Origin of the sequence: Kitasatospora sp. NPDC051170 (genome assembly GCF_044455705.1) — a bacterium.
Taxonomy (GTDB): domain Bacteria; phylum Actinomycetota; class Actinomycetes; order Streptomycetales; family Streptomycetaceae; genus Kitasatospora.
This window is the reverse complement of record NZ_JBITFA010000014.1, coordinates 180342-205221: the sequence shown is the minus strand read 5'-3', so window position 1 is coordinate 205221 and position 24880 is coordinate 180342. Positions and strand designations below refer to the sequence as shown.

Here is a 24880-nt window from a genome sequence, read left to right as displayed (position 1 = left end):
ATGGCTGCTCGGCTGCCGCCGCACAATCTGCCTGGGGAGAGGTGGTGCACGGGAAGTCAGGTGGGCCGACTTCCCGCGCGATGGCTTCCGACGGCCCACGCCCGAAGGGGCGGGCCGGGCAGGGGTGGTGCGCGGGAAGTCGGGTGGGGCGACTTTCTGTGTCTCGGTGGTTCGGCCGTGGCGCTCGCTCGGCTGTGCCGGTGGGTTCGGGGGTGTGGGGGCGGGCCGCGGGGGTTAGGGGTCGGTGGGGAGGCGGCCGGGGTGGTAGGAGCGGGTGCGGGCGCGGGGGGTGAGGGTGGCGGCGGCGGTGGTGAGGAGGATGACGGCGAGGGAGGTGAGGGCGATGAGGGTGGCGTGGGTGGGGGCGGGGTCCTCGGGTGGGGGTGGGGGGAGGGTGAGGGCCTGGGGGGTGGGGGGCGGAGGTGTGGGGTCGGGGGCGGTGAGGCGGGTGACGGCGGCGACGGCGGCGACGGGGTCGACGGTGCCGTAGCCGTAGGCGGGGTCGCCGGTGCGGTAGGCGGTGGCTTCGAGGCGGCGGGTGAGCTGGTCGGGGGTGAGGGTGGGGTGGTAGCCGAGGGTGAGGGCGGCGGTGGCGGCGACGAAGGCGGTGGCGAAGCTGGGGCCGGCGCCGGTGTAGTAGCCGCCGGCGGCGGGGCCGGGGCCCATGACGGCGTCGCCGGGGGCGGTGAGGTCGACGCGGCCGCCGGGGGTGCCCTCGGGCAGGGTGCCGGCGGGGGTCAGGTCGCGGACGGAGAGGACTTCGGGGTACGCGGCCGGGTAGGCGGGCGGGAGTTTGCCGGTGCCGACGGTGGCGTCAGGGCCGGCGGGGGCGACGACCAGCGCCCCCTTGGCCCGCGCCGCCCGGACGGAGGCGGCGAGCGCGTCGTTCCCGGAGGGCAGGGCGACCCCGACGGCGATGACCTTCGCCCCCGCGTCGGCGGCGGCGGTGATGCCGCGGGCGAGGAGGTCCGGGGTGGTGGTGCCGCCCTCGTCCGTCACGGAGACGGCGAGGATGCGGGCGCGGGGTGCGAGCCCGGCGAAGCCCGTGCCGTCGCGGCGGTCGGCGGCGATGAGGCCCGCGAGGAAGGTGCCGTGGCCGACGCAGTCCTGGGCGGGGTCCCCGGCGCCCTGGAGCCGGGGGGCGTGGTCGAGGCGTCCGGCGAGCAGCCCGGCCCCGTCGGTGACTCCGGAGCCGACGACGGCGACGGTGACGCCCTCGCCCCGGCTGAGCGGCCAGGCCCGTTCGGGGCGCAGGAAGGTCTGCGGCCAGGGGGTGAGCGCGGTGCTCTTCGTGGACGGGGGCAGGCAGCCGGCGGGTTTGCCGCCGGCGTCGCGCCGCTGCTGGGTGACGCCGGGCAGCGCGTCCGGGGAGTCGGCGAGGGCGGCGCCGGCGGTGGGGAGCAGCAGCGCGACGGCGAGCACCAGAACGGAGGCACGCTTCACGCGAGGCTGCCGGTGCGCTCGGCCGGGATGTCCTGCGGCAGCAGCAGGCTGAGCTCGTCGAGGTCGGCGACGTCGAGGGTGGCGAGGCGCCCGGCCTGCCGGGTGATCATCGACTCGAGCACCTGCCGTGCGAAGCGCCCGTTGCCGAAGGAGCGGTCGCGCGGGACGGAGCCGAACATGGTGCCGAGCGCGGCGAGCGTCTCGGGCGTGCAGCTGTACCCGGCGGTCTCGGCCTGGAGGCGCACGATGGTGACGAGTTCGTCGTCCGCGTAGTGGTCGAAGGTGATCTCGCGCGAGAAGCGGGAGGCGAGGCCGGGGTTGGAGGCGAGGAACCCGCGCATCTCGTCCTCGTACCCGGCGACGATGACGACGACCTCGTCGCGGTGGTCCTCCATCAGCTTCATGAGGGTGTCGACGGCCTCCTGCCCGAAGTCCCCTCCCCCGCCGTGGCGCGGGGTCAGGGTGTACGCCTCGTCGATGAACAGCACGCCGCCGCGGGCGCGTTCGAAGGCGTCGCGGGTGAGCTGGGCGGTGTGGCCGATGTAGCGGCCGACGAGGTCGGCGCGGGCGGTCTCGATGAGCTGGCCGGCGGGCAGGACGTCGAGCTCGGCGAGGAGTTGGCCGTACAGCCGGGCGACGGTCGTCTTGCCGGTGCCGGGCGGGCCGGAGAAGACGAGGTGGTGGCTGACGGTGGCGGCGGGCAGGCCCGCCTCGACGCGGCGGCGGGTCTGGCGGGTGAGGTTGACGAGGTCCTCGACCTGCTGCTTGGCCGCGCCGAGGCCGACCATGGCGCGCAGCCGGTCGAGCAGGCCGGGTTCGGCGGGCTCGTCCTGCCCGGCGGCGGCGCGGGCGGCGGCCGCGGCGGCCTGCTCGCCGACGTCGGCGGGCAGCAGCCGGGTGAGGTCGGCGTTGTCGAAGTTGTCGAGGACGGCGAGGCGGGACGCCTGGCGGTCGACCATCTCCTCGAAGACCTTGCGGGCGGCGCGGCCGTTGCCGAAGTCGGGGCCCTTGGGCATCTTGTCGAAGTGGATGGCGAGGGCCTCGCGGGTGCCGTCGGCGAGTTCGTAGCCGTGGCCGCCGGCGGCGTGCTCGACGATGGTGGTCAGCTCGCCGACGCTGTAGTTCTGGAACTCGACGGTGCGGCTGAACCGGGAGGCGAGGCCCGGGTTGGAGGCGAGGAAGTCGCGGATCTCGGTCTCGTACCCGGCGACGATGACCACCAGGTCCTCGCGGTGGTCCTCCATCAGCTTGACGAGGGTGTCGATGGCCTCGCGTCCGAAGTCGGGGCCGGTGCCGCCGGAGCCGGCGGAGAGGGTGTAGGCCTCGTCGATGAAGAGCACGCCGCCGAGGGCCTCCTTGACGACCTCGGTGGTCTTGAGGGCGGTGCCGCCGATGATCGAGGCGACGAGGTCGGCGCGGGCGACCTCGACGAGGTGGCCGCTGCGCAGCACGCCGAGTTCGGCGAGGATCGCGCCGTAGAGCCGGGCGACGGTGGTCTTACCGGTGCCGGGCGGGCCCGCGAAGACGAGGTGGCGGCTCATCGGCAGGGCGGGCAGGCCGGCCTGTTCGCGGCGGCGGGCGAGCTTGTTGAGGTTGACGAGGGTGGCGACCTGCTCCTTGACGCCGTCCAGGCCGACGAGGGTCTGCAGGACGGCCTGGGGGCCCTGGGGGCCGGGCGCGGCGGTCGCCTCGGCCGGGGTGGCGCCCTCGGTGGCGTCCCCGGAGCCGGAGCCGGAGCCGGAACCCGAGGCCGAGGACGCCACCGGCGCGGCGGAGGCGGCCGAGGCGGTGCCGTGGGCGTCGGGCGAGCGGTTGTCGTGGCTGTCGAGGTTCTCGACGGCGAGGCGCTCGGTGGGCTCGCTCTGGCGCAGCCCGGCGCCCTGGTTCTCGGCGGTGACGCAGTCGGTGAGCCGTACGGGCTCGGCGGATTCGGAGCGCAGCCCGTCCACGGTGTTGCCGGTGAACTGGCAGGCGGTGAGGGTGGCACGGGATCCGGGCATCAGGTGGAGGCCGTGGCGGCGGTTGGCGCGCGAGCGGGCGCGGGTGGCGGTGAGTTCGCCGCCGCGTTCGACGCTGACGCCGTCGTAGGTGTTGTCGGCGCATTCGACGTCGCGCAGGGTGGCGATGCCTTCGGCGCCGATCGAGACGCCGCTGGACTTGGCGCCGCGGATCTGGGAGCCGCCGAGGTAGGTGTTGGCGCCGTCGCTGATGCGCACGCCGTGCTGCCCGGAGTCGAGGACGGTGGCCTCCTCGATGCGGCCGCGGCCGTCGCGCAGCACCTCGATGCCGTGGGCGGCGGCGTTGGTGACGGTGGAGCGGCGCAGCAGCGGGTTGGCGCCCTCGCGGACGACGACGCCGTTGCCGGAGCTGTCGTGCACCTCCAGCCGGTCGAACTCGGCGGCGCTCTCGCCGGTGAGTTCGACGCCGTCGCCCTCGCTGTCGCGCACGATCGCGCGCAGCACGCTGGGCCCGGCGGATTCGCCGACGTGGATGCCGGGCCCGGCGGCGGCGCTGACCTCGCAGTCCTCGAGGGTGCCGCGGGCGCGCCCGGAGACGTGCACGCCGCTGCCCTGGGGGCGGACGGCGCGGCAGCGGCGCAGCACGGGGTCGGTGCCGTTGGTGAGGACGTAGCCGTGGCCGCGCACGGCGGTAACGGTGCAGTCCTCGATGACGGCCCGGGCGGTGGTGCCGACGAAGACGCCGAGGGCGGCGTCGCGGATCTCGGTGCGCAGCAGGCGGGTGGTGCTCTGCTCCTCGATGGCGACGGCGGGCTTGTCGGTGGCGAAGATCTCGCAGTCCTCGACGACGCCGCGCGACTCGCCGTTGGCGCAGACGCCGTTGCCGCGGGCGTCGCGCAGGACGCAGCGGCGCACGGTGGGGTTGGCGCGTTCGCCGATGACGAGGGCGGAGGTGCCGAGGTGTTCGACGACGCTGTCCTCGATGACGCTGTTGCCGGTGGAGGTCTCGACGAGCCCGGCCCCGGCGGTGTTGACCACCCGGCAGCCGCGCATGGCCAGTTCGCCCTGCTGGCGGGTGAGCACGGCCGTCCAGGAGTTGCCGACGACCTCGCAGTCCTGGAGGGCGAGCTGGCCGCGCGGGACGTCGACGGCGGGCAGGTCCTCGTCCTGCCCCTGGAGGATGAGGCCCGTCAACTGGACGGCTTCGGCGAGGACTTGGACGACGGAGCCGCGCCGGGGGCTGATCCGCACGCTCCCGCGGACGTCCTCGGCGGTGATGCTCACCACCTTGGTGAGGACGAGGTTCTCCTCGTACCGGCCGGGGCGCACCGAGATCACGGCGCCGCTGCGGGCCGCCTGGACGGCCTCGCCGATCGTGCGGTAGGAGCCGGGCTCCTGCCGCTCCGCGCAGACCGTCAGCACCGGGCGCGACATTGCCTGGGGGTTCCCTTCGTCATGGGGTGGTGGGCCCCGCCGGGGCGGCGGGGATCAGCGGCGGGGTTCAGGAGGTGCAGGTGGCGCGGACGGCGCTGGCGGCGTGGTGGGCGTACTGGTTGCCGCCCCAGTCCACGCCGCGGCTGTGCAGGGTGATCGAGAGCCCGCCCTGGTAGGGGAAGGTGCCCGCGTTGAACCAACTGCCGCGGTAGGCCGTCTGGTTGATGTTGAACGAGCCACCACTGCTCACGGTGTAGACGGAGGGGTTGCCGCCCACGTTCTTCACGTCGCTGCTGCCGGGGATGTAGACGGCGACGGCGCAGCTGCTGACGTTGCCCAGGCCGCTGAAGGACCAGACCACCGAGTTGCCGTTGTCGTCCTTGCCGGCCGCGCCGGACATGGGCATCGAGACGTAGGTGCCGTTGCAGCCGTCGCTGCCCCAGCCGCCGGAGTTCTTGCGCCAGCCGGAGACGCCCTGGTCGAACCAGCCGTTGATCTTGACGCTGCCCTTGGCGTCGCAGTACGGGCCGGCGATGGCGACGACGGGGGCGGGCTTGGGCGGCGGGGCCGGCTGCTGGGTGGCGGGGGGCGGTGCGGCGGCGCCGCCCGCGGAGCCTCCGGTGGCGCCGCCGGAGGACCCGCCGCTCGTGGAGCCGCCGCTCGATCCGCCCGAGGAGCCGCCGGAGGCGGCCGAGCCGCCGCCCTGGGAGCGGGTGTCCGTGCCACCGGTGCCGGGGGCCGCCGCGCCCGGGTGGGCGGGCTGACCGGGGACGACCTGGGTGCTCCCGTTGGGGACGGCGGCCGACTGGTCGCCCGGCGCGGCGGTGCCGCCGTCGGGCGCCGGGGCGGGTGCGCCGGCCTGGCCGTCCGGGGCGGGGGTGCCGCCGGAGCCGCTGGTGCCGCCGTGCTCGTCGAAGGTGGGGGCGAAGCCGCTGCCGCCGCCGTCGCTCTGCCCGTAGCCGGGCGGGTTGTCGGCGCGGGCGGGGCCCTGCTTGGGGTCGTGGCCCAGGCGGGTGACGACCACGGAGGTGCCGACCAGGACGAGTCCGACCGCGACGGCCGCCGCGATCATCGGGCGGGAGACCCGGCCGGGGCGCGGTCCGGGGTCGCTCTCGCCGGCGGTGTCCGGCTCGGCCGCGACGGTGGCGGCGGCCGCTTCCGCGACGACGGCCACAGTTGGCACGGCGGGCGCGGCGGGCGCGGGCACCGCGAGGGCGGCCGCCGGGTCCGGATCGGGTTCCGCCTCGGAGTCCGGTACCGGGGGTGCCGGGGTCGCCGGGGGCGCGACGGTCTGCGGGAGGGGCGCGGTGGCGCCGATCGTCCCACTCCTCGCTTCCGCCCCCGACGGCGGCACTTCAGGCTCCGACGGTGGCGCTTCCGGCTCCTCGGCCGCCAACGCCCAGTTCACCGCCGGAAGTTGGAACCCGGCCGAGCCCGAGGCCCCCGCCCCGCCGCGCTTCTCCTCGCCCACCATGCTTCCCCTGCGCTCGACGACACTCCTGTGGTGAGCTACGGACGGCGTGCCCGACCTGGTTCAGCCGGGTTCAGGACCCGACCGTCCACACCGGTTCGGCCGGCTCCCCGGGCGGGGTGAGCACGAAGGCCACCGCCCGCTCCAGCGCCTCCGGGGACGGCTGCGGGCACGGCAGGTCGCCCTGGGCGCGCAGGTGGGCGAGCAGCTCCGGCTCGGGCGCCAGCCCGTACTCCCGCAGGTAGTACGTCACGGTGTCGGTCCAGACCCAGCGGCCGTCGGTGCGGAAGCCCATCGGGACGACGCCGCGGCGCTGCGGGTCCAGGACGTCGTCCATCAGCATGGGCGTCAGCAGCACGGCCTCGCCCTCGCTCAGGTACCGGACGAAGGTCTCCTGCTCGGCCTGCCCGAGCCGCGGCCGGTCGGGCGCGAAGCCCGGGCCCGTCACCGGGTCCACCACGTCGAACACCGCCGCGAGCCGGAACCCGCCGTCCACCGTCGTCTCCTCGCCCATTCCCGTACTCCTTCTGCCGCCGAGCCTCTCCCCTCACCACGGACGGCCGGCGCCCCGGGGTTCATCCGGCCGACCGGTTCACCCGGCCGACCGGCTCACCCGGCCGAGCGGCTCATCCGGCTCATCCAGCCGACCGGTTCTCCGGCGGAAGGGCGGGGGTGAGCGGGAGGGTGGCCGTGACACGGAAGCCCGAGCGGTACGGCGCGGCGGACAGCTCGCCGCCGAACAGCGCGACGCGCTCGGCCAGCCCCAGCAGCCCGTGCCCCGTGGACAGCCCGCGGGCGGCGCTGCGGCTGCTGCGCCCGGCGCCGTCGTCCACCACCTCCAGGCGCAGCACCTCCGACCAGTCGACGCGCACCACCGCGCGGCTGCCCGGGCCGGCGTGCTTGGTGACGTTGGTGACGGCCTCCTGCACGAGGCGGTAGGCCGTCAGGTCGAGGCTGTCGTCCAAGTGCGCCGGGGTGCCGGACACTTCGAGGTCCACGGCCACTCCGGCGCGGCGCACGTCCTCCAGCAGGGTGGCCAGGTCGGCGAGTCCGTGGCGGGTGGTGTCGGGCTCGGGCTCCCGCTGCTCGTCCTGCTCCATGGATGCCTCGGCGGTTCGCAACAGCCGTAGCAGGCGCCGCAGTTCGGCCATCGCCGCGCGGCCGACCTCCTCGATCCGGGCCAAGGAGGCGTCCGTACGGGCCGGTTGGGCGCAGGCCGTGGAGCGGGTGGCCTCGGCCTGCATCACCATCACCGCCACCGCGTTGGCGACGATGTCGTGCAACTCGCGGGCGATCCTGGTGCGTTCGTGCGCCACGGCGCGGCGGGCGCGCGCCAGTTCGCGCCGGTCCCGGGCGGCCGCCTCCGCCACCGCCCGGGACCAGACGCCGATACCCCAGGCCGCGGCCGTCACCGGCAGGTAGAAGGCGATGCCCGCGATCAGCGCGGCCGTGCGGTGGCCGGGCATGGCGAGCTGCTCCACGGTGTAGCGGATCGCGAGCCCCGAGGGCACCAGGGCGAGCGCGAGCGCGGCCAGCGCGGCGGGGCGACCGCACTGCCGGGCGACGGTGTAGAGCGCGACCAGCATGCCGAAGTAGGGCGTGAACTCGAAGTCGGTGGTGGCGGTGACCAGGTCGGCGCTCACCGCCACCGCCCACACCACCGCGAAGGACGGCAGCGTCCACCGGCGGCGGTACAGCAGGGCGAGGAACTCGGGCAGACAGAACGCGACCAGTTCCAGCCGGCTGCGGGTGTCGGCGCCGGGGGCGACCGGGGCCCCGAAGAAGAACGCCTCGGGGACGATCACGGCGAGCGCGAGCGCCGCGTCCTGAAGCCGCGTCGAGCGCAGCCAGTGGCGGCGGTGCACGGAGGGTGGCGGGCTCATTTCTTCCTGCAGCCACCGCAGTTCACGCTGATGCAGCAGATGCCCGCCGCGAAGACGGACAGATCGTCGCCGACGTGGGAGAGCCACCAGGTCTCCGCCGGCACCTCGGCGCCGTCCCCCTTCGGGGGCCCGACCGGGAAGCCGAGGCCGGCGTAGGCGGACCACAGGTCGCCCCGGTTGCGGCGCAGGCTGTCGGTGAGCGCCGACAGCGTGATGGGCAGGTCGGCGAGCCCGGCACTTCTGGGCGGCTCCACCAGCGCCAGCACGGCCGCCGCCGTACGGAACCCCTCCGCCGACGTGGCGGCCAGGCTCGTCCCGGCCACCCGCGCGTCCTCCGCGCCGATCCGCACCAGGTAGCGCTGCCAGGGGTCGCCGACGGTCTGCGGCGGGTTCGGCACCAGCACGGTCGTCGGCCCGGCGAGGAACCCGTCCGCGAGGACCGGCCCGGCGGACCCGTCCGGCTCGATGAGGTGCACGGTGGCACCGACGGTCGGGGAGTCGTTCATGCGGGGATCCCTGGGGGTGAGGCCGCCGGGCGCGGGGCCGGGCGGTGGCCGGATGATCTCCCGTCCAGTCCTAACCCGGGTTCGCGGCCGGGCGCGCCCGGGAGCGGCCCGTGCGAGTGGAATACGCGGGCGGCGGGAGCCGCGCGGAAATCCGTTCGACCGCGGGTCCGGCCCGGTGCGAGCATCGCGGGATGGGCGCTCTGGACGCGGTGGCGAGGCGGGTGGCCGAGGGCGCCACGGTGGAGTTCCGGCCGAGCGGGACGTCGATGGTTCCCCTGATCCGCAGCCGCCAGGCGGTGGTCGTCGCCCCCGCCGATCCGGCGCTGCTGGCGCCGGGCGACATCGTCCTCGCCCGCGTCGCCGGGACGGTGTACCTGCACCTGGTGTCGGCCGTCGACCCGGCGCGCCGACGGGTGCAGATCAGCAACAACCGGGGGCGGGTGAACGGGTGGACGGGGCACGATCGGGTGTACGGGATCTGCCTGTCGGTCGACGGCGTCGCCCGGCCGGGGGCGGCGGGGAAGCTCCGCTGAGGGCGGGGGCGGCGGCTGCCGACCCCGCCCCCGACCCCATGGGCAGCCGCTACTCCCCTGCCGACCGGGCGGCGCCCAGGTCGAGGAGGTAGCGGGACGGGTCGGCGGGCCGCACGCGGTCGGCGGGGGCGACGGCGTCGCGGCGGGCGAGCCAGCCGCGCAGGCGGTCGGGGCCCGGGCGGACGCCACCGATCTCGTGCAGGAGCACGCGCAGCGGGCGGCCGGTGTCCGGGTCGGCCGGGTCCACATCGATCACCTCGAACTCGGTGCCCGGGGCGAAGATCACGGACGGCTGGTCGCCCGGCTCGCCGAAGGCCGAGCTGCGGCGTCCGCCGACCGACCAGATGGCGAACTCGACGCCCACGCCGTCCCCCAGATCCACCCCCGGCGCCGCGACGCCGCTGACCGGCGCCGCCTCCGCCAGCACCGTGCCCGGGGCGTACCGCCCGGGATCCGCCGCGTCCGCCGGACCGGCCACCAGCACGCCGCCGTAGTGGCTGGGCAGCCGCCGCAGGCCGGCGGCGAGGCAGCGCAGGTACGGGCCGTACACCTCGGCGGCCTCGGGCACGCCCGAGCGGGCGGCGGCGAGGAGGTCGGCGCGGGGCGCGAGGGGGCTGCTGTCGCCCTGGTGCAGCAGCACCGCGACGAGCTCGGGCCCCGCGTCGCCCTCCGCCGCCTGGACGCGCAGCGCGGGCAGGCGGGTGGCGGCGTCGTCCGCGCGGCGGGCGAGGCGGTGGTAGGTGGGGCCGAGTTGGGCGACCAGGGCGGCGCGGTCCTGGTCGGGGGTGGTGGGGGCGCATTTTGGCCCCTTGGTCGGTTCGGGCTCCGGGGCTGCTTCGGGTTCCGGCTCGGGCTCGGGTTCCGGCTCGGGCTCGGGTTCCGGCTCGGGCTCGGGTTCCGGCTCGGGCTCGGGCTCGGGCTCGGGTTCCGGCTCCGGCTCGGATTCGGGCTCGGGCTCGGATTCCGGTTCCGGCTCGGATTCCGGCTCGAGCTCGGGGCCGGTGCTCGCCACGGTGACCATGGGCGTCGGCGGAGCCAGTTCGAGCTCGGGGGCGGTCTCAGGCTCCTCGACCTCGACGGGCTCGGGGTTGGCACTCGCCACCGTGACCATCGGCGTCGGCGGAGCCGGCTCAAGCTCGGGGGCAGCCTCCGGCTCCTCAACCTCAACGGGCTCGGCGACAGCCGCAGGCTCAAGCTCAGGCTCGGGAGCAGGCGCAGGGGCCAACATTGGCCCTCCACCCATCACCGCCCCAGCCCCCTCCACCCACTCCAGCCCGTACAGCCGCGCACAGAACCGCCCCACCGCCCGCGACTCCACGTCCAGCGCCCCCGCCACCGTGAGCGCCAGCCGCCCCGGCGCGGGCGGCAGAGCGCCCAGCAGCGCGCCCAGGTGATCCCACACCGTCTCGGGCACCGGCCGCCCCGGCGTGCCGACGACCAGCACCGGGCCCGCCGGGTCCGGGCGCCGCAGGCGCGGGCCTCGGTCGGCGGTCGCCGCCGGGCGCAGCCACAGGCCGGCCGCCACCGCCTCCAACTCCCAGCCGGGGAAGGCGGGGTAGCGCGCCACGCCGGGTACGGGCGGCAGGTCGGGCCGGGTGCGCCAGCCGACCGCCGTCACCGTACGGTCGCTGGGGCGCGCCACCAGCTCGGTCAGGTACGGCTCCCACCCGGGGCCGCCGTCCGCCGCCGGGTGGACGTGCCGCTGCTCGCCGACCGGTACGCCGACCGCCGCCCGGACCTCCCGGCCCAGCGAGGCCGCGACCACGGCCACCAGCTCGATCAGCGCGACCGGCTCCGCCCAGGGTGCACTCAGCGTCAGTCGCTCGGGGTCGCCGTGCTCCTCCAGCAACAGGGAGGCGGCATTGGCGAGTTGAGGACCGCTCGGCAGCCCGCCGTCCGGCTCGCCGAGGACCAGCAGCAGGCCGTCCGCGTCCGCCTGCCCCAGCACCGCCGGCGCCGACCTCACGGCGGTCTCGGTGACCCGGTACGCGCTGCCGCCCAGCGGGGTGACGGTCGCGGCGGCCGGCCAGTACGCGCCCAGGGCGTCGGCGGGCGCGCCGTTCCCGTACGGGCGGCAGCGCCACCAGGTGCCGTCGACGGCGAGCAGGGTGCCGTCCGCCTCGATGCTGACCACCGCGTCGGGTGCCACCACCGTCAATCCGCAGCGCGCGGCCAGCAGTTCGGCCGGCCGCCGCCCGTCCGGGCCGGGCGCGGCGAGGCCGGAGGCCGCCAGGACGAGCACCTCGGCGCCACGGTCGGCCGCCGCCTTCGCCACCTCGTCCAGCGAGGCCAGCAGCACGGGCGCCGCATCGGCCGCTGCCGCGAACAGCAGCAGCGCCCGCGCCTCCGCCCGCACCGGCGCCAGCGCCTCCGCCAGCCCGTCCGCCTCCGCCCCGACCGGCGCGATCACATAGTGCGCCCCGAGCGCCCGCAACGTCGACGCCGTAGAACCGCCCATCACTCCATCTCCCGACCGACCCGCACACCACCGACAACCGACGCCACACCGCTCCGGCTCCGCACCCGCCGGGCGCTGCCAGACCGAGCGCAACTCACCTCACCCGCACGGCGGTCCGCACGTTCCGCCCCGCGCGCAGCGCCGCGCAACCGACACAACCGCCCCTCCGGCGCCTGGGCGCGGCGCCGGAGGAACGGCACCGCGCCAACCGCCGGCTCGGGGGCACCACCCGGTGCGGGACGCAACGGGAGCCCTGCCACTCGCAGAGGACGTGCCGTCCGCACCGGCTGAACGCACCGAACCATCAGCCGCGCATCCGTGGGTTCCGCGCGGTGCCGGGTCGACGGCGCCGCGCCGGCTGCCACCGAGCGACGGAACCTCCGTCCCGCCGCCGGACCGTGCCGCCGTGCCGACGGCGCCGCGCCGGCTGCCACCCGCCGCCGCGCGGCCCGCGACCCGCCGACCGCCCGCACGGGGCCGGGGCCCGTCACTGCGGGTCCGCGTCCGCGAGGAGGCCCGTCTGGACCTGGACGGTGCGGCGGCGGGTCATGTAGAGGCCGCGGCCGGCGGGGAGGGTGCGGGGCTTGACGTTGTTCCAGAGGTAGCCCTCGCTCGGGGGGCAGGACATGAGCAGCGTCGGGGAGTTGACCTCCTGGAGCTTGCGGATCAGCGGGTCGCTCATCGCTCGGCCGATGCCGTTGGCGCCGCGGGCGACGACGAGGTGGAGGCCGATCTCGGCGCCCTGGGAGAGGTCTTCCAGGACGGCGGCGAAGGGGTGGGCGCCGCTGGTGGAGCCCACGAGGTCGTAGTCGTCGACGAGGACGAAGAGTTCGGGGCCGGTCCACCAGTCGCGGAGCTTGAGGCGGGCGGGGGTGATGTCGGCGGGCGGGATGCGGTTCTTCATCGCGCGCGACGCGCCGTCGACGATCTGGCGGAGCTTGTCGACGGCGACGGCGTAGCCGAGGCGGTACTCCTCGGGGACGGCGTCGTAGAGGCCGCGGCGGTAGTCGACGAGCATGATGCGCGCCTCGGCCGGGGTGTAGGCCGTGGTGATGGCGCGGATCATCAGGCGCAGCATGTTGGTCTTGCCGGCCTCGCTGTCGCCCACGACGAGCAGGTGGGGGCTCTCCTCGAAGTCGTGCCACAGCGGCGAGACCTCGGTGTCCTCCAGGCCGATGGGCACGCGCAGGCGGCCTTCGGGGGCGGGGAGGCGGTCGACGTCGAGGGTGAGGGGCAGGGTGCGCACCTCGGGGGCGCGGGGGCCGGTCCAGTGGGCGGCGACGGCGTCGACGAGGTCGGCGACGCCTTCGCCGAGGTCGTCGGCGTGGCCGGAGCCGTCGATGCGGGGCAGGGCGGCGAGGAAGTGGAGCTGTTCCTCGGTGAGGCCCCGCCCGGGCGACTTGGGGACCTTGGCGGCGGCGCGCATGTTGATGACGGAGTCGATGGCGTCGCCGAGGCGCAGTTCGAAGCGGGTCTGGAGCTGGTCCCGCAGGGCGCTGCTGATCTCGCCCCAGCGGGTGGTGCCGATGACGAGGTGGACGCCGTAGTTGAGGCCGCGCTGGGACATGAGGGTGAGCGGCTGGACGAGGTCGCCGAACTCCTGGCGCAGGGTGTTCCAGCCGTCGACGACGAGGAAGACGTCGCCGTGCGGGTCGTCGGGCAGTTCGCCGGCGGCCTTGCGGCGGCGGAAGGAGGCGAGGGAGTCGATGCCGAGTTCGGCGAAGTACCGTTCGCGGCGGGTGATGACGGCGTTGACCTCGGCGATGGTGCGCACGACGCGTTCGGCGTCGTGGCGGCCGGTGACACCGCCCATGTGGGGCAGGCCCCGCAGGGCGGAGAGGGTGCCGCCGCCGAAGTCGAGGCAGTAGAACTGGACCTCGGCCGGGGTGTGGGTGAGGGCGAGGCCCGTGATGAGGGTGCGCAGCAGGGTGCTCTTGCCGCTCTGCGGGGCGCCGGCGATGCCGACGTGGCCGCCGGCTCCGGAGAGGTCGGCGGTGAGCATGTCGCGCAGCTGCTGGAAGGGCCGGTCGACGACGCCGACGGGCAGCGTCAGGGCGCCGTGGGCGCGTTCGTCGGCGGTGGTGAGGCCGCGCTCGGGGTGCGGGACGAGCGGGGGCAGCAGTTCGTCGAGGGTGGGCGGGACGTCCAGGGGCGGCAGCCAGACGCGGTGGGCGGGCGGCCCGGCGTCGCGCAGCCGTCCGGCGGCGACCTCGAGCAGCGAGCCAGCGGACTGCTCCTCCTCCACCTCGACGGCCGCGACCGGGAGTTGACGGGGCATCACATAGTCGGTGCCGTACGCGACGACCTGCCCGGCGATGGCGGCGTGCTGCCCGGCGCGGCGCTTGGGCCGGTAGGGGCCGGAGACGTACGCGGCCTTGAAGCGGGTGAGGGTGGAGGTGTCGCTGCGCAGGAAGCCGTTGCCGGGCGAGGAGGGCAGCTGGTAGGCGTCGGGGACGCCGAGGACGCCGCGGCTCTCCATCGCGGAGAAGGTGCGCAGGCCGATCCGGTACGACAGGTGCGACTCGAGCGCGCTCATCCGGCCCTCGTCGAGGCGCTGGGAGGCGAGCAGCAGGTGGACGCCGAGGGAGCGGCCGAGGCGGCCGATCATCACGAACAGGTCCATGAAGTCCCGGTGCGCGGACAGGAGTTCGCTGAACTCGTCGACGACGACGAACAGGGTGGGCAGCGGCCGCAGCGCCGCACCGGCGGCGCGCGCCGTCTCGTGCTCCAGCAGCGACGCGTACCCGGTCTCGCGCAACAGCTCCTGGCGGCGTACGAGTTCGCCGTGCAGGGCGTCGCGCATGCGGTCGACGAGGGCGGCCTCGTCGGCGAGGTTGGTGATGACGGCGGAGGTGTGCGGGAGGGTGTCGAGGCCGAGGAAGGTCGCGCCGCCCTTGAAGTCGACGAGGACGAAGTTGAGCACCTCGGAGGAGTGGGTGACGGCGAGGGCCAGCACCAGGGTGCGCAGCAGCTCGGACTTGCCGGAGCCGGTGGCGCCGATCAGCATGCCGTGCGGGCCCATGCCGCCCTGCGCGGACTCCTTGAGGTCGAGGTCGACGGGCCGCCCGTCCGGGCCGAGGCCCAGCGGCACGCGCAGGCGCTGCGGGATGCCGCGCTGCGCCCACAGGGCCTCGACGTCGTGGGCGTGCAGGTCGGGGATGCCGAGCAGGGCGGAGAGGTCGAAGTCGGTGGCGAGCGGCTCGGCGGCGTCCACGCCGTCGGCGATGCGGTAGCGGGCGAGCCGGGCGGCCAGGCGGGTGGCGGCGGCCGCGGTGAGGACGTCGGGGCGGCCGAGGTCGGTGACGACGTCCTTGCGGTTGCGGTCGGCGCCGACCATGGCGAGGCGCCCGTCCTCGATGCGCAGCCGCAGGGTGACGCGGGAGGCCCGCCACTCCAGGGTGTCGGCCAGGTCGATCATCACGGTGTTGCGGTAGCCGGTGAGGGCCGCGCGGCTGCCGGTGTGGGCGCCGGGGCCGTCCAGGACGATGACGGTGAACGGCTCGTCGCGGTGCGGCACGGAGTCCGGCTCGAAGCCGGGGCGGCCGGTGAACTCCTCCCCCAGCAGCTGCTCGGCCTCCACGAGGCTGCCGGCGACGAGTCGTACGGGCCCGGCGCCGTCCGTCTCGGTCGGGTGCAGGGCGTGCGGCAGCCACTTCGCCCAGTCCCAGTCCGCGCGGCGGGCGTCGTCGGCGACCACGGCCACGCGCAGCTCGTCCGGGCCGTGCACGACGGCGAGTTGGGCGACCAGCGCCCGGACGAGATCCCGGGCGGCGGCCTCGTCGTCGCTGCGCAGCAGCACCTGGGAGAAGCCGCGCAGGTGGATCGCCATCGGCTGGTCGGCGACGGTGCCGTAGGCGTGGATGAAGCGGCGCAGCGCGTGCGCGCAGAGCGGCTCGAGATCCTCGACGGGCTTGGTGGAGAGCGGTGCGAGCGGGGTCGCCAGGCGCTGGGCGCCGATGCCGATCCGCACGTCGCTGAAGTCCGGGTGCGCGGCGCGGCGCTCCCACAGGCGGCTGGTGCCGACCAGGGACGGCAGTTCGGCCGGGGCCGGGTGGCGCCAGGCCAGCGCCTTGCGCTGGGCGTCGATGGCGCGGCGCACCTGGCGGCGCATCTGGGCGAGGTAGCGCAGGTAGTCGCGGCGCTCGGCGCGCAGCTGCTGCTTGCGGTCGCTGGAACCGCGGATCAGCTGGGTGACGAGCATGCCGACCGCGGACAGGGCCATCATGCCCATCGCCACGTAGCTGAGCGCCCCACCGCCGCCGTCGCCCCCGCCGGGGTGCAGGAACATGAACACCATCGAGAGCGAGCCGAGCGCCATCGGGGCCATGGCGATCACACCGGCCATGCCGCTCTGCTTCTCCGGCAGGCCCGGCGGCTCCTGGAGCTGGATCTCGCCGTCCGGCATCTCGGGCCCCGGGCGCCGGGGCGTCCGGCTGACCAGCTCGACACTCACTCGGGGCTCCTCATCGACACGCCGTCCACGCTCTCCGCGCTCACGATCTGACCCACGGACGGTGCACCGCGTCGGGTTCAGGTTGAACGCGGCACGCCCGGCAGGCCGTTCAACCGGGCGGAGAGCATTCACCGAACCGGAGGACCGGCGTGAGCAGCAGTGTCGTGGCAGGACTGTGCCGATTGAGGTTCCACGCACCGGGAACGGCCTTCGAACTGGCCGTCCCCGCCGACGTGCCCCTGGCCGACCTGCTGCCCGCCGTCGTGGCCCACGCCGGCCCCGAACTCGCCGAGGAGGGCCTGGAACACGGAGGCTGGGTGCTCCAGCGCCTCGGCGAGGAGCCCCTGGACGAGGAGACCACCGCCGAGGCCCTCGGCCTGCACGACGGCGACACCGTCTACCTCCGGGCCCGCCACGAAGCCCTGCCCACCGTCCACTTCGACGACCTGGTCGACGGCGTCGCCACCGGCATGGACGAGCGCGGCGACAGCTGGCGCCCCGTCCTCACCCGCCGCCTCGCCCTCGCCTTCGCCCTCACCGCCCTCGCCGTCGGCTGGGTGCTCCTCGCCCTCCCCGGCCCGGCCCACGCCCGGGAGGCGGCCGCCGGGGCGGTCGCGGTCCTGCTGCTCCTCGGGGCGGCCAGCGCCTCGCGGGCCATGTCCGACGCCGGCACGGGCGCGGCGCTGGGCGCGGCGGCGGTGCCGTACCTGGGGCTGGCGGCGCTGCTGCTGCCCGGCGGGGCCGGCTCCGGCTCCGGCTCCTCCGACGTGCTGGGCGCGCAGGTGCTGGCCGCCTCCTCGGCGGGGGCGGGCGCGGCGGTGCTCGCGCTCGCGGCGGTGGGGGCGGCGGCGCCGCTGTTCCTGGGGATCGTGCTCGTCGCCGTCATCGGGGTGCTGGCGGGGGTGCTGGTGCTGTCCGGTCTCTCGCCCTCCGAGCTGGTGTCGCTGGTCGCGGTGTTCGCGGTACTCGTCGGGGCGTTCGTGCCGTCGATGGCGTTCCGGCTGTCCGGGCTGCGGCTGCCGATGCTGCCGCGCAACGCGGAGGAACTCCAGGAGAACATCGAGCCCGTGCCTGCGGAAGCTGTCCTGCCGCGCGCCCTCGTCGCCGACGACTACCTGATGGCGCTGTACACGGCCATCGGCGCGGTGTCCGCAGGCTGCCTGACGGTGCTGGCCTTCGCGGACGGGTGGGCGGGCCCGTGGGAGGCGGGGGCGCTGTCCCTGCTGCTCCTGCTGCACGGGCGCGCCATCGGCAGCATCCGCCAGCGACTCGCGCTGCTGCTGCCGGGCGCGTACGGGGTGCTGGCGCTGCTCGCCCGCGAGGCCGGCTCCGCGTCGGCGACCGGGCGGCTGGGGCTGCTCGGCGCGCTGCTGGGCCTCGCGGCGGCGCTGCTCATCGCCGGGTGGACGGTGCCCGGGCGGCGGCTGCTGCCGTACTGGGGGCGGCTCGCGGACATCCTGCACACGCTGTGCGCGCTGTCGCTGCTGCCGCTGGCGATGCAGGCGTGCGGGGTGTACCACCAGCTGCGGGGGCTGATGAGCTGAGCGGCGCGGTCAGGTGTCGTAGGAGCCGTCCCAGGGGGCCTGGAAGCCGAGGCCGTCGGGGTAGAGCTCCATCCAGACGCCGTCCTCCTCTTCGTCCTCGTCCTCGTCGATCTCGACGACCAGGCCGAACAGCGCCCCCTCGAAGCGCACTTCGAAGGGGGCGATGACGATGTCCCGGTACTCCCGCCCGGCCAGCTCGTCCAGCCACCCGTCCAGCAGTCGACCGGCCGCGTCAACGGCTTTCCGCTCACCGTCCGCCGTGGTCCCGGTGGACTGAATGCGCGAGTCGACATGTCGCCCGCCCTCGTCGAACCGGTGCAGCACCGCGAACCACCGCTTCTGCGGCTGCCAGTCGTCCCCGCTCCACCCCTCGGGGAACGCCGCCGTGACGGACGCGAAGAACTGGCCGCCCTGGAAGCGCCCGATGGTGCTCGTGCGGTAGTCGGGCTCGTGGCTGATGCGGATGACCTCGGGAACGTTCATGGGCGAACCGTAAGCGCCACCTACGACAAGGCCGCCCCTGCGGCCGACGGCCCCAGGTCAGAATCGTTGAGTCCAGCTAAACGATCATCATTCGATCTTGATACCGGCCCGGGATCCGGGGGATCGTGGAACCCGTCACCACGACCACCCTCACCACCCGGAGCACACCCCCATGCGCGTCATCGCCCTCGACCACCTCGTCCTCAACGTCGCCGACATCGAGCGCTCACTGGCCTTCTACACGGGCCTGCTCGGTCTGGAGCCCGTCCGGGTCGAGGAATGGCGGGCGGGCAAGGTGTCCTTCCCGTCCGTCCGGGTCAACGCCGCGACCATCATCGACCTGTTCCACCGCCCCCGGAACGAGTCCAACGTCGACCACATCTGCCTCACCGTCGAACCCCTCGACTGGCAGGAGGTCGTCGACTCCGGCGTCTTCACCGTCCTCGACGGCCCCGGCCCCCGCTACGGCGCCCGCGGCACCGCGACCTCCCTCTACGTCCAGGACCCGGACGGCAACACCGTCGAACTCCGCTGGTACCCCGAGAACACCCCGACCGCCTGACCGGCCCCCAACCCGCGAAGCCCGCCCGCCGTGCCCCACCCATGCGTGGGGCACGGCCGTTCCGGTGCCGTCACGAACTCGAACCACACCACCTTGCCGGGCCCGGCCGGGTGCCAGCCCCAGGCGTGGGCCAGCGCCTCGACGAGCAGCAGGCCGCGCCCGCTGGTCCCTTCGGGATCACGCTCCGGTCGCGGCAGCGACGGGCAGGAATCGGACACCTCCACCCGCACGCGCCCAGCGCTGCGCCGTACGGTCACGGCGCAGCGCTCCCCCGTGTGTACCAGCGCGTTGGCGATCACCTCGCTCGCGCACAGCGCCAGTTCCTGGAACTCCGAGGCGGACAGCGGCACCTCCCACTCCCGCAGGATCGCCACCACCAGCCGCCGAGCCGCCGGGACCGCGCCCGGTCCCGGCGGCTCGCCCCACTCCAGCGGCACCGGAAAGCGTGCATTGGCGAGCGGGCTGAGGATCACGGGAAGCTCCACGCATCGACGAGTCGGCAGCCGTTCCGAGGCGTCCGAATGGCTGATGACCAGTCAACGCGGGTACACAGCTCGGGAGAACCGGCCAAGCTGGTCCAGGCGTTGAACCGGTTGAACAAGGGACGGATCGATGGCGCACCGATCACGCACACCGAACATCGAACTCGCCGCACTCATGCACCAAGCCCGGTGGGGCAACGATCAGTTCGCCCGTGCGGTGAACCGTGTCGGCACCGAGGCCGGGTTGCGGCTCACGCACGACAAGTCGGCCGTCTCGCACTGGCTTTCCGGCACCCGGCCCCGGGTCGAGGTGCGCGAGGTGGTCCGGGAGGTATTCGCCCGGCGGCTCGGCCGGCCTGTGACGCCCGGTGAGACCGGCTTCGAGGCGGACGGCGATTCGCGCGCCGACCGGGGGGTTCTGTCCGATCTGATGGCGATCGGCAAGGCTGACATGGATCCGTCGCGCAGGGGCATTCTCACGGCCGGGCTCTACTCGCTCGCGCTGACGATCCCCCTGTTCGACGACACCGCCGACCGGATCTCCCCCGCCGCCGCTGGTCGGACGGTGCGCGTCGGGGCAGGCGAGGTGCAGACCGTCCGCACGATGACCGACCGCATCGCCGGAATCCTCGACGAACTCGGTGCCGCGCACGCCCGGCCGATGGCTGCGGCGTTCCTGGTGAATTCGGTGGGGCCGTGGCTCCAGGCGTCGGGCACCGCCAAGGTGAAGGCCGACCTGCTGGCGGCCTCCGCCGACCTCACGTACCTCACCGGCTGGATGGCGATGTACGAGACCGCCCACGGCCTCGGCCAGCGGTACTACGTCCAGGCGCTCAAGCTCGCCCGCGAGGCGCAGGACCACGTCACGTACTGCCGCACCCTACGCGGCATGGCCCTCCAGGCGTCCAACCTCGGCTACGGCCCCAAGGCCCTTCAACTCGCCGACTCCGCCGCCGAGGCCGCACCCGCCGCCGGTCCGCGCCTGCGGGCCTTCCTCACCGGGCAGCAGGCGCACGGCGCGGCCATGGTGAAGGACCGCCGGCAGGCGTTCGCGCGCCTCGCCGAGACCGAGACCGCCCTCTCCCGGGCCGAGGGCCGCAACGACGCGGTCGGCGGCTACGACCAGACCGCGTACCACTTCCACGTCTCGCACGTCCTGTACGAGCTCGGCGACCTGCCGGGCGCGATCAAGGAACTCCAGCTCTCCAACCGGACCCGCCCCGCCAACGAGAAACAGGGCCGCGTCCACGGCAACGGCCTGCTGGCCCGCCGCCAGATGGAACGCGGCCACCTCGACGCGGCCTGCGCCACCTGGGACACCTTCCTCGACGACTACCTCACGATCAGCTCCGTACGCGGCGACGAGCACTTCCAGGCCCTCACCCGCGCCCTACCCGCCAACTCCCCCAGCCGCGCTGTCCGGCAGCTGCGCGACCGCACCAGCGAGGTCGCCCGCCAGAAGGCGGCGTGAGCCATGGGATTCGGCCTCGTCGTCCGCTGCGCGAGTTGGCGGTCTCCTAACCGACCAGGAAGGTGGTCACCCGCTCGATGACCTCGTGCTGCCATGCCTGCGACTGGGGGTCCAGATACTTGGGGTCGTCGTGGACGGCGAAGCCGTGCTGGGCGCCGTCGAGTTCCACCAGGTCCACCGGGCCGCCGAACATCGACCGGTGCCGGCGGGAGGACTCGACGGGTACGAAGGTGTCCGCAGTGCCGTGCACCATCAGTACCGGGGCCCGCACTCCGGCCAGGATGGCCGGGGTGTCCAGGTGGAAGACCTCGTTGAGCAGGGCCCGGTTCAGTTCGAACGGCGATTTCTCGGTGAAGCCCTGCTTCTCCAGCCGCGCCGCCGTCTCCCCGGACAGGTAGTCCTCCGACCAGCCCGGCCGGGAGGTGACGTACCGCTCCTTGTAGTCCAGCCGCGGGTTGAACAGCACCAACTTGTCGACATCGCCGGGCCGGTGGGCGGCGTGCAGAGCGGCGGCCCCGCCGGAGAACGAGGCGGCGATCACGTGCACCGCGCCCGCGCTGCCCGTCTCCGTGCGCAGGTGGTCGCCGGCCGCGCGGATGTCGTTGGCCACCGAGGCGATCGTCAGCTCCGACTCACGCCCGCCGCTGGCGCCGTGCGCCCGCAGGTCGAACCGCAGGCTGGTCACCCCCGAGGCTGCCAGCCCGGCGGCGAGGCGAGTGAAGAAGCCGCCCTCCTCCCGGGTCACTCCCGAGCCGTGGACCAGCACCGCTGCCGGACCTCGCGTGCCGGTGGCGCACACCGTGCCGAACAACGCGGTACCGTCCAGGGAACGAAACGCCGTCTCGTGATCGACCATGAGCAGATGGTAGCCATCCAGCGGGGTGCCGGGGTGCGCCGTGGGTACACAACTCGATGGAACCGGCGGCGTTGCACCGGTTGAACGAGGGATGGATCGATGATGCGCGGCGAGGGGACAGAGGGACCGGTGACATGCGGATAGGGATCACGGGGCATCGCGAGTTGGCGGGCGAAGTCGAGGCGCGGGTGCGGCGGTTGCTCGCCGATGCGCTGATGAGGGCTGATTCGGTGGAGCTGACGGTGGTGTCGTGCATCGCGGACGGGCCGGATGCCTGGATCGCCGAGATGGCGCTCGCGTTGGGTGGGCGGCTGGAGGTGGTCGTTCCCGCGTCCGAGTACCGGGAGGGGTTGCCGCGGTGGCATCACCCGGTCTACGACGGGCTGTTGGCGCGGGCCGGCGCCGTGCACCGCACGGGGTTGATCGCTTCGAACGAGGCTTCGCACATGACGGGGAGCGAACTGCTCGTCCAGCGCGTCGACAGGCTCCTCGCCGTCTGGGACGGGCTGCCGGCGCGGGGTTTCGGCGGGACGGCCGACGTGGTGGCGTACGCCTGCGAGCGGGGCGTGCCCGTGGAGGTTCTGTGGCCGCAGGGTGTACGGCGGTGAGCGGACGGTGCCGGGATCTGTTCAACGCCGGCTGATCCCAGCAGAATCACCCGTATGACGATCACCACGCACAGCACGCCCGCCGCGTTCGCCTGGTCGTTCCTGACCGGCGGGGTGGTCGGGGGGTCGCTGGCGGCGCTCGTCGTGGGCTCCGTCGTCGACAGACCGCCGTTGTTCGTCGCGGGGTTGGTCGTTCCCGTGGTCTACGGGGTGCTGGTCCGGCTCGCCGGGGCGCCCGGGCGGGCGCGGGAGGCGGCGGTGGTGCCGTGCACGGCGCTCGCGGTGATCGAGGAGTTGGCGGCCGACAGGGACGAGAGAAGCGACGCGTCGGTGCGGTTCGAGCTGTCCGTCGTGCCGGACGACGGGCCGGCGCACCGGGTCGCCGTCAAGCAGGACATCAACCTCGTCGACCTCCCCCGCTACCAGCCGCGCGGGGTCGTGGTGGTGCAGTACCCGCCGGACCGGCCGTGGCGGGCGAAGATCGTGAAGCGGCCGACGCCGGAGTGGGAGGAGCGGGCGGCCTCGGCGCGGCTCGATTCGGTGCCCGGGCCGGCCACGGTGGTCGCGCCGCCGGAGGGGTGTGCCTTCGGGATCGTCGGGCTGCTCGGGCTGTTGCTCGGGGCGGCGGCGGTGGTGCTGTTCTTCCGTACGGAGCTGTTCGACCGGGTCGACGACGCGGCGAAGCCGTCGGTCAGCGTCTCCGCGACGTCGTCGACCACGGTCGTCTCGTCGGCCTCCGGAACGGTCGCCCTCGGCCCGGGGCAGTCGTTTCTCCAGCAGGGAGAGCTGGAGCGGGCCCTCGGCTCGATCACCCAGCGTGGGTTCACGGGCCAGGCGCTCACCGTCGTCGTGCAGGAGCGCCAGTTGTCGGTAGTGTTCTCGCCACCCGGCACGCAGGCCCCGGGGTTCGACCCCCGTACGCTGCCCTTCGACCGCTTCCCCGCTCTGGTCGAGGAGGCCACCACCGGCCTCGGGGGCCGCTCCCCGCAGAGCTGGCAGATCACCGTCGAGCGTCTCACCGGCTCGCTCGTCATCAGGGTCGTCGTGACCGGCGCCGAGGGCATGGCCACGCTGGAGGCGGACGGACGGGGCCGAGTGACGAGCCGCGCTCCGGCGCGGTGAGGTGGCAGGAGGACGATGGACTGGTACGGGTATCTGCCGCTGTGGTGCGGCGTGTTCGGCGCGCTGGCGCTGGTCGGGTACGGGAGGTCGCTCGCCGGGGTGACGAAGGCGCAGCGGACGGTCCGCGTGAAGGGGCGGATCGAGCGGGTGGACGAGCCCCGGCACGGGAGTTCCCCGTCGGACGGGATATCCGTGCTGGTCTCCTTCCAGGACCCTTCCACCGGGCAGGAGTTCACCGTCACCAATGACGGCGGGCCCGGCGATTCGATCGACGCGGCCTGGACGGGCCGGGAGATCGGCGTCCTGTACCCGCGCGGCCTGCCCCACGCCTTCCGGTTCGCCAATCACCTCTCCGAGGGCGGGCGCGGGCTCGGCTGGGCGAACTTCGCGCTGTTCCTCGTCTACGCCGGCGTGGTGACGGTCGTCGCGATCGACCGGGGCTGGCCGTGGGCGCTCATCGGCTTCTGCGGCCCGTGGGCGCTGTCCGGCCTGTACCACCTGCCGGGGAACCTCCGTGACCGGCGCCGCCGGATCGGCGCGCTGGACGCCATGGTCGCCGTTCCCGCCCGGGTCGTCGCCGTCCTCAAGAATGTCACCGTCGACGCCGACACCGGCACCTCCACCCGTCTGGTCCCGGTCCTCACCTTCACCACCCTCGACGGCAGGGCCGTCACGGCCTACTGCGAGTCCGGACTGAAGAACCCGGCCGGATCGCGGGGGCTCGAGGTCACGATCCACTACTCCCCCGACGACCCGGCGCGCTTCGTCCTGGACGTCGAGGCCGAACGCAACTCCTGGCACTGGGACATCGTCGTCAACATCGTCGGCGTCCTGGCCGTGACAGCGGCCGCCGTGGTGGGGGCGGTGATGCTGTGACGCGGGCGGCGGGCTATCGTCCCGCCATGGAACAGGAGCCGCTCACGTTCGACTACGAGGACCTTCATCTGCGCGTGGACCGGGGGGTGTTGGAGGTGTTCAGCAGGGGCAGGTCCGAGCTCCGGGTGCCGCTGCGGTGGATCGGGGCGCTGGTGCAGTACAAGAAGCCCGACAAGCCGGGCCAGTTGTTCATCGGCACCGTGCGCGATCCGAACGCCGCGCTGTACGGAACCGACCCGGCCGCGTTCCAGTACTCCACCTCGCCCGCGTTCCGGGTGCCGCGCGCCGACGAGCCGTTGTTCCGCGCCTACTTCGCCGAGGTCGCCCGGCTCGCCGACCGACCGATGCTCACGGGGTGAGCCCCGGCTAGGGTGTCGGGCATGCCACTCGTCGACGTGACCTACTCCCCCTCCGTGCCCGAGGCGGTACTGCGCGAACTGGGCGTGGTGCTGCCGCACTTGGTCTCCCTCGCCGTGGAGTGCCCCGAGGAGCCGTACGACGGGGACCTCCAGCCGGGGGACGTGGAGATCCGGTTCCGGGCGCTGGGGCCGCTGGACCGCAGCGGGCTGGACGTGGTGATCGAGGTCAGGTCCAAGTGGTTCGCCAGCAGGGCCGCCGACCGGCAGGAGCGGGTGGACGCCCTGCACGAGGGCGTCCACGCCGCCACCGGGCTGGAGGAGTTCGGCGTCTACCTGTCGCTGCCGGTCGCCGCCTGGTCCCAGGGGGACTGACGGCGG

At 74.5% G+C, this 24880-nt stretch carries 21 protein-coding genes; 10 read left to right on the top strand and 11 right to left on the bottom strand.

Going from position 1 to position 24880, the window contains the following annotated elements; genetic code table 11:
• Positions 1-234: 234 nt before the first annotated feature.
• The 3 genes from ACIBCA_RS27450 to ACIBCA_RS27440 all read right to left on the bottom strand — a co-directional run bounded on the left by ACIBCA_RS27450 (position 235) and on the right by ACIBCA_RS27440 (position 6009).
• A complete protein-coding gene (locus tag ACIBCA_RS27450) occupies positions 235-1443 on the bottom strand; it encodes a S8 family serine peptidase (protein WP_396285680.1) in 1209 nt (402 codons plus the stop codon).
• Positions 1440-4835, bottom strand: a complete 3396-nt coding sequence (locus tag ACIBCA_RS27445) for a right-handed parallel beta-helix repeat-containing protein (protein ID WP_396285679.1) — start codon at positions 4833-4835, stop codon at positions 1440-1442. Before ACIBCA_RS27445 ends, ACIBCA_RS27450 begins: the two co-directional genes overlap by 4 nt.
• Positions 4836-4902: 67 nt before the next feature.
• A complete protein-coding gene (locus ACIBCA_RS27440) occupies positions 4903-6009 on the bottom strand; it encodes a hypothetical protein (RefSeq protein ID WP_396285678.1) in 1107 nt (368 codons plus the stop codon).
• Positions 6010-6142: 133 nt separating this feature from the next.
• Between ACIBCA_RS27440 and ACIBCA_RS27435 the strand changes: the two genes are divergently transcribed.
• The gene (locus tag ACIBCA_RS27435; protein WP_396285677.1) at positions 6143-6343 is read left to right on the top strand and encodes a hypothetical protein; all 201 of its coding nucleotides are present in this window, start codon (positions 6143-6145) and stop codon (positions 6341-6343) included.
• A 36-nt stretch (positions 6344-6379) separates the two neighbouring features.
• Here the strand turns inward: ACIBCA_RS27435 and ACIBCA_RS27430 are convergent, their stop codons facing one another.
• The 3 genes from ACIBCA_RS27430 to ACIBCA_RS27420 form a co-directional block, all read right to left on the bottom strand.
• The gene (locus ACIBCA_RS27430) at positions 6380-6820 is read right to left on the bottom strand and encodes a hypothetical protein (protein WP_396285676.1); all 441 of its coding nucleotides are present in this window, start codon (positions 6818-6820) and stop codon (positions 6380-6382) included.
• 121 nt (positions 6821-6941) lie between these two features.
• Complete coding sequence (locus tag ACIBCA_RS27425) at positions 6942-8189, bottom strand: sensor histidine kinase (protein ID WP_396285675.1); 1248 nt, start codon at positions 8187-8189, stop codon at positions 6942-6944.
• Complete coding sequence (locus ACIBCA_RS27420; protein WP_396285674.1) at positions 8186-8695, bottom strand: hypothetical protein; 510 nt, start codon at positions 8693-8695, stop codon at positions 8186-8188. The genes ACIBCA_RS27425 and ACIBCA_RS27420 overlap by 4 nt, the downstream gene beginning before the upstream one ends.
• 191 nt (positions 8696-8886) lie before the next feature.
• On the opposite strand from ACIBCA_RS27420, the gene ACIBCA_RS27415 reads away from it, so the two are divergent.
• Positions 8887-9228, top strand: coding sequence for a S26 family signal peptidase (locus tag ACIBCA_RS27415; RefSeq protein WP_396285673.1), 342 nt, complete (start codon positions 8887-8889; stop codon positions 9226-9228).
• A gap of 49 nt (positions 9229-9277) precedes the next feature.
• Here ACIBCA_RS27415 and ACIBCA_RS27410 read toward each other — a convergent pair whose 3' ends face one another.
• The gene (locus ACIBCA_RS27410; protein ID WP_396285672.1) at positions 9278-11686 is read right to left on the bottom strand and encodes a hypothetical protein; all 2409 of its coding nucleotides are present in this window, start codon (positions 11684-11686) and stop codon (positions 9278-9280) included.
• A gap of 487 nt (positions 11687-12173) precedes the next feature.
• On the bottom strand, positions 12174-16139 hold the full coding sequence (gene eccCa / locus ACIBCA_RS27405; protein ID WP_396285671.1) for a type VII secretion protein EccCa: 3966 nt from the start codon (positions 16137-16139) through the stop codon (positions 12174-12176).
• A 149-nt stretch (positions 16140-16288) separates the two neighbouring features.
• Here eccCa and eccD point away from each other — a divergent pair, with 149 nt between their 5' ends.
• Positions 16289-17683, top strand: coding sequence for a type VII secretion integral membrane protein EccD (eccD, locus tag ACIBCA_RS27400; protein ID WP_396285670.1), 1395 nt, complete (start codon positions 16289-16291; stop codon positions 17681-17683).
• Positions 17684-17692: 9 nt separating this feature from the next.
• Here eccD and ACIBCA_RS27395 read toward each other — a convergent pair whose 3' ends face one another.
• On the bottom strand, positions 17693-18166 hold the full coding sequence (locus tag ACIBCA_RS27395; protein WP_396285669.1) for a hypothetical protein: 474 nt from the start codon (positions 18164-18166) through the stop codon (positions 17693-17695).
• 172 nt (positions 18167-18338) lie between these two features.
• Between ACIBCA_RS27395 and ACIBCA_RS27390 the strand changes: the two genes are divergently transcribed.
• Positions 18339-18728 carry a VOC family protein gene (locus ACIBCA_RS27390; RefSeq protein ID WP_396285668.1) on the top strand — a complete coding sequence of 130 codons (390 nt, stop codon included), beginning with the start codon at positions 18339-18341 and terminating at the stop codon, positions 18726-18728.
• Here the strand turns inward: ACIBCA_RS27390 and ACIBCA_RS27385 are convergent.
• Positions 18659-19201, bottom strand: coding sequence for an ATP-binding protein (locus ACIBCA_RS27385; protein WP_396285667.1), 543 nt, complete (start codon positions 19199-19201; stop codon positions 18659-18661). The two genes, ACIBCA_RS27390 and ACIBCA_RS27385, sit on opposite strands and share 70 nt — an antisense overlap.
• A 139-nt stretch (positions 19202-19340) precedes the next feature.
• Between ACIBCA_RS27385 and ACIBCA_RS27380 the strand changes: the two genes are divergently transcribed.
• On the top strand, positions 19341-20681 hold the full coding sequence (locus ACIBCA_RS27380; protein WP_396285666.1) for a hypothetical protein: 1341 nt from the start codon (positions 19341-19343) through the stop codon (positions 20679-20681).
• A 46-nt stretch (positions 20682-20727) separates the two neighbouring features.
• Here the strand turns inward: ACIBCA_RS27380 and ACIBCA_RS27375 are convergent, their stop codons facing one another.
• The gene (locus ACIBCA_RS27375; RefSeq protein ID WP_396285665.1) at positions 20728-21537 is read right to left on the bottom strand and encodes an alpha/beta hydrolase; all 810 of its coding nucleotides are present in this window, start codon (positions 21535-21537) and stop codon (positions 20728-20730) included.
• 134 nt (positions 21538-21671) lie between these two features.
• On the opposite strand from ACIBCA_RS27375, the gene ACIBCA_RS27370 reads away from it, so the two are divergent.
• The 5 genes from ACIBCA_RS27370 to ACIBCA_RS27350 are packed head-to-tail and all read left to right on the top strand — an operon-like array spanning position 21672 to position 24874.
• A complete protein-coding gene (locus ACIBCA_RS27370) occupies positions 21672-22145 on the top strand; it encodes a hypothetical protein (RefSeq protein ID WP_396285664.1) in 474 nt (157 codons plus the stop codon).
• A gap of 54 nt (positions 22146-22199) precedes the next feature.
• Positions 22200-23267 (top strand): hypothetical protein, encoded by a 1068-nt coding sequence (locus ACIBCA_RS27365; RefSeq protein WP_396285663.1) that lies wholly within the window; start codon positions 22200-22202, stop codon positions 23265-23267.
• Positions 23268-23282: 15 nt separating this feature from the next.
• The gene (locus ACIBCA_RS27360; RefSeq protein WP_396285662.1) at positions 23283-24143 is read left to right on the top strand and encodes a DUF3592 domain-containing protein; all 861 of its coding nucleotides are present in this window, start codon (positions 23283-23285) and stop codon (positions 24141-24143) included.
• Between the two features lie 26 nt (positions 24144-24169).
• On the top strand, positions 24170-24502 hold the full coding sequence (locus tag ACIBCA_RS27355) for a hypothetical protein (RefSeq protein ID WP_396285661.1): 333 nt from the start codon (positions 24170-24172) through the stop codon (positions 24500-24502).
• Between the two features lie 21 nt (positions 24503-24523).
• On the top strand, positions 24524-24874 hold the full coding sequence (locus tag ACIBCA_RS27350) for a hypothetical protein (RefSeq protein ID WP_396285660.1): 351 nt from the start codon (positions 24524-24526) through the stop codon (positions 24872-24874).
• The last annotated feature ends 6 nt before the right edge of the window (positions 24875-24880 follow it).

Coding starts and splice junctions, on each gene's coding strand:
- ACIBCA_RS27395 (WP_396285669.1), bottom strand. CDS start 18,166: ATGAACGTTCCCGAGGTCATCCGCATCAGCCACGAGCCCGACTACCGC.
- ACIBCA_RS27420 (WP_396285674.1), bottom strand. CDS start 8,695: ATGAACGACTCCCCGACCGTCGGTGCCACCGTGCACCTCATCGAGCCG.
- ACIBCA_RS27410 (WP_396285672.1), bottom strand. CDS start 11,686: ATGGGCGGTTCTACGGCGTCGACGTTGCGGGCGCTCGGGGCGCACTAT.
- ACIBCA_RS27415 (WP_396285673.1), top strand. CDS start 8,887: ATGGGCGCTCTGGACGCGGTGGCGAGGCGGGTGGCCGAGGGCGCCACG.
- ACIBCA_RS27445 (WP_396285679.1), bottom strand. CDS start 4,835: ATGTCGCGCCCGGTGCTGACGGTCTGCGCGGAGCGGCAGGAGCCCGGC.
- ACIBCA_RS27430 (WP_396285676.1), bottom strand. CDS start 6,820: ATGGGCGAGGAGACGACGGTGGACGGCGGGTTCCGGCTCGCGGCGGTG.
- ACIBCA_RS27350 (WP_396285660.1), top strand. CDS start 24,524: ATGCCACTCGTCGACGTGACCTACTCCCCCTCCGTGCCCGAGGCGGTA.
- ACIBCA_RS27355 (WP_396285661.1), top strand. CDS start 24,170: ATGGAACAGGAGCCGCTCACGTTCGACTACGAGGACCTTCATCTGCGC.
- ACIBCA_RS27380 (WP_396285666.1), top strand. CDS start 19,341: ATGGCGCACCGATCACGCACACCGAACATCGAACTCGCCGCACTCATG.
- ACIBCA_RS27390 (WP_396285668.1), top strand. CDS start 18,339: ATGCGCGTCATCGCCCTCGACCACCTCGTCCTCAACGTCGCCGACATC.
- ACIBCA_RS27360 (WP_396285662.1), top strand. CDS start 23,283: ATGGACTGGTACGGGTATCTGCCGCTGTGGTGCGGCGTGTTCGGCGCG.
- ACIBCA_RS27370 (WP_396285664.1), top strand. CDS start 21,672: ATGCGGATAGGGATCACGGGGCATCGCGAGTTGGCGGGCGAAGTCGAG.
- ACIBCA_RS27375 (WP_396285665.1), bottom strand. CDS start 21,537: ATGGTCGATCACGAGACGGCGTTTCGTTCCCTGGACGGTACCGCGTTG.
- ACIBCA_RS27425 (WP_396285675.1), bottom strand. CDS start 8,189: ATGAGCCCGCCACCCTCCGTGCACCGCCGCCACTGGCTGCGCTCGACG.
- ACIBCA_RS27365 (WP_396285663.1), top strand. CDS start 22,200: ATGACGATCACCACGCACAGCACGCCCGCCGCGTTCGCCTGGTCGTTC.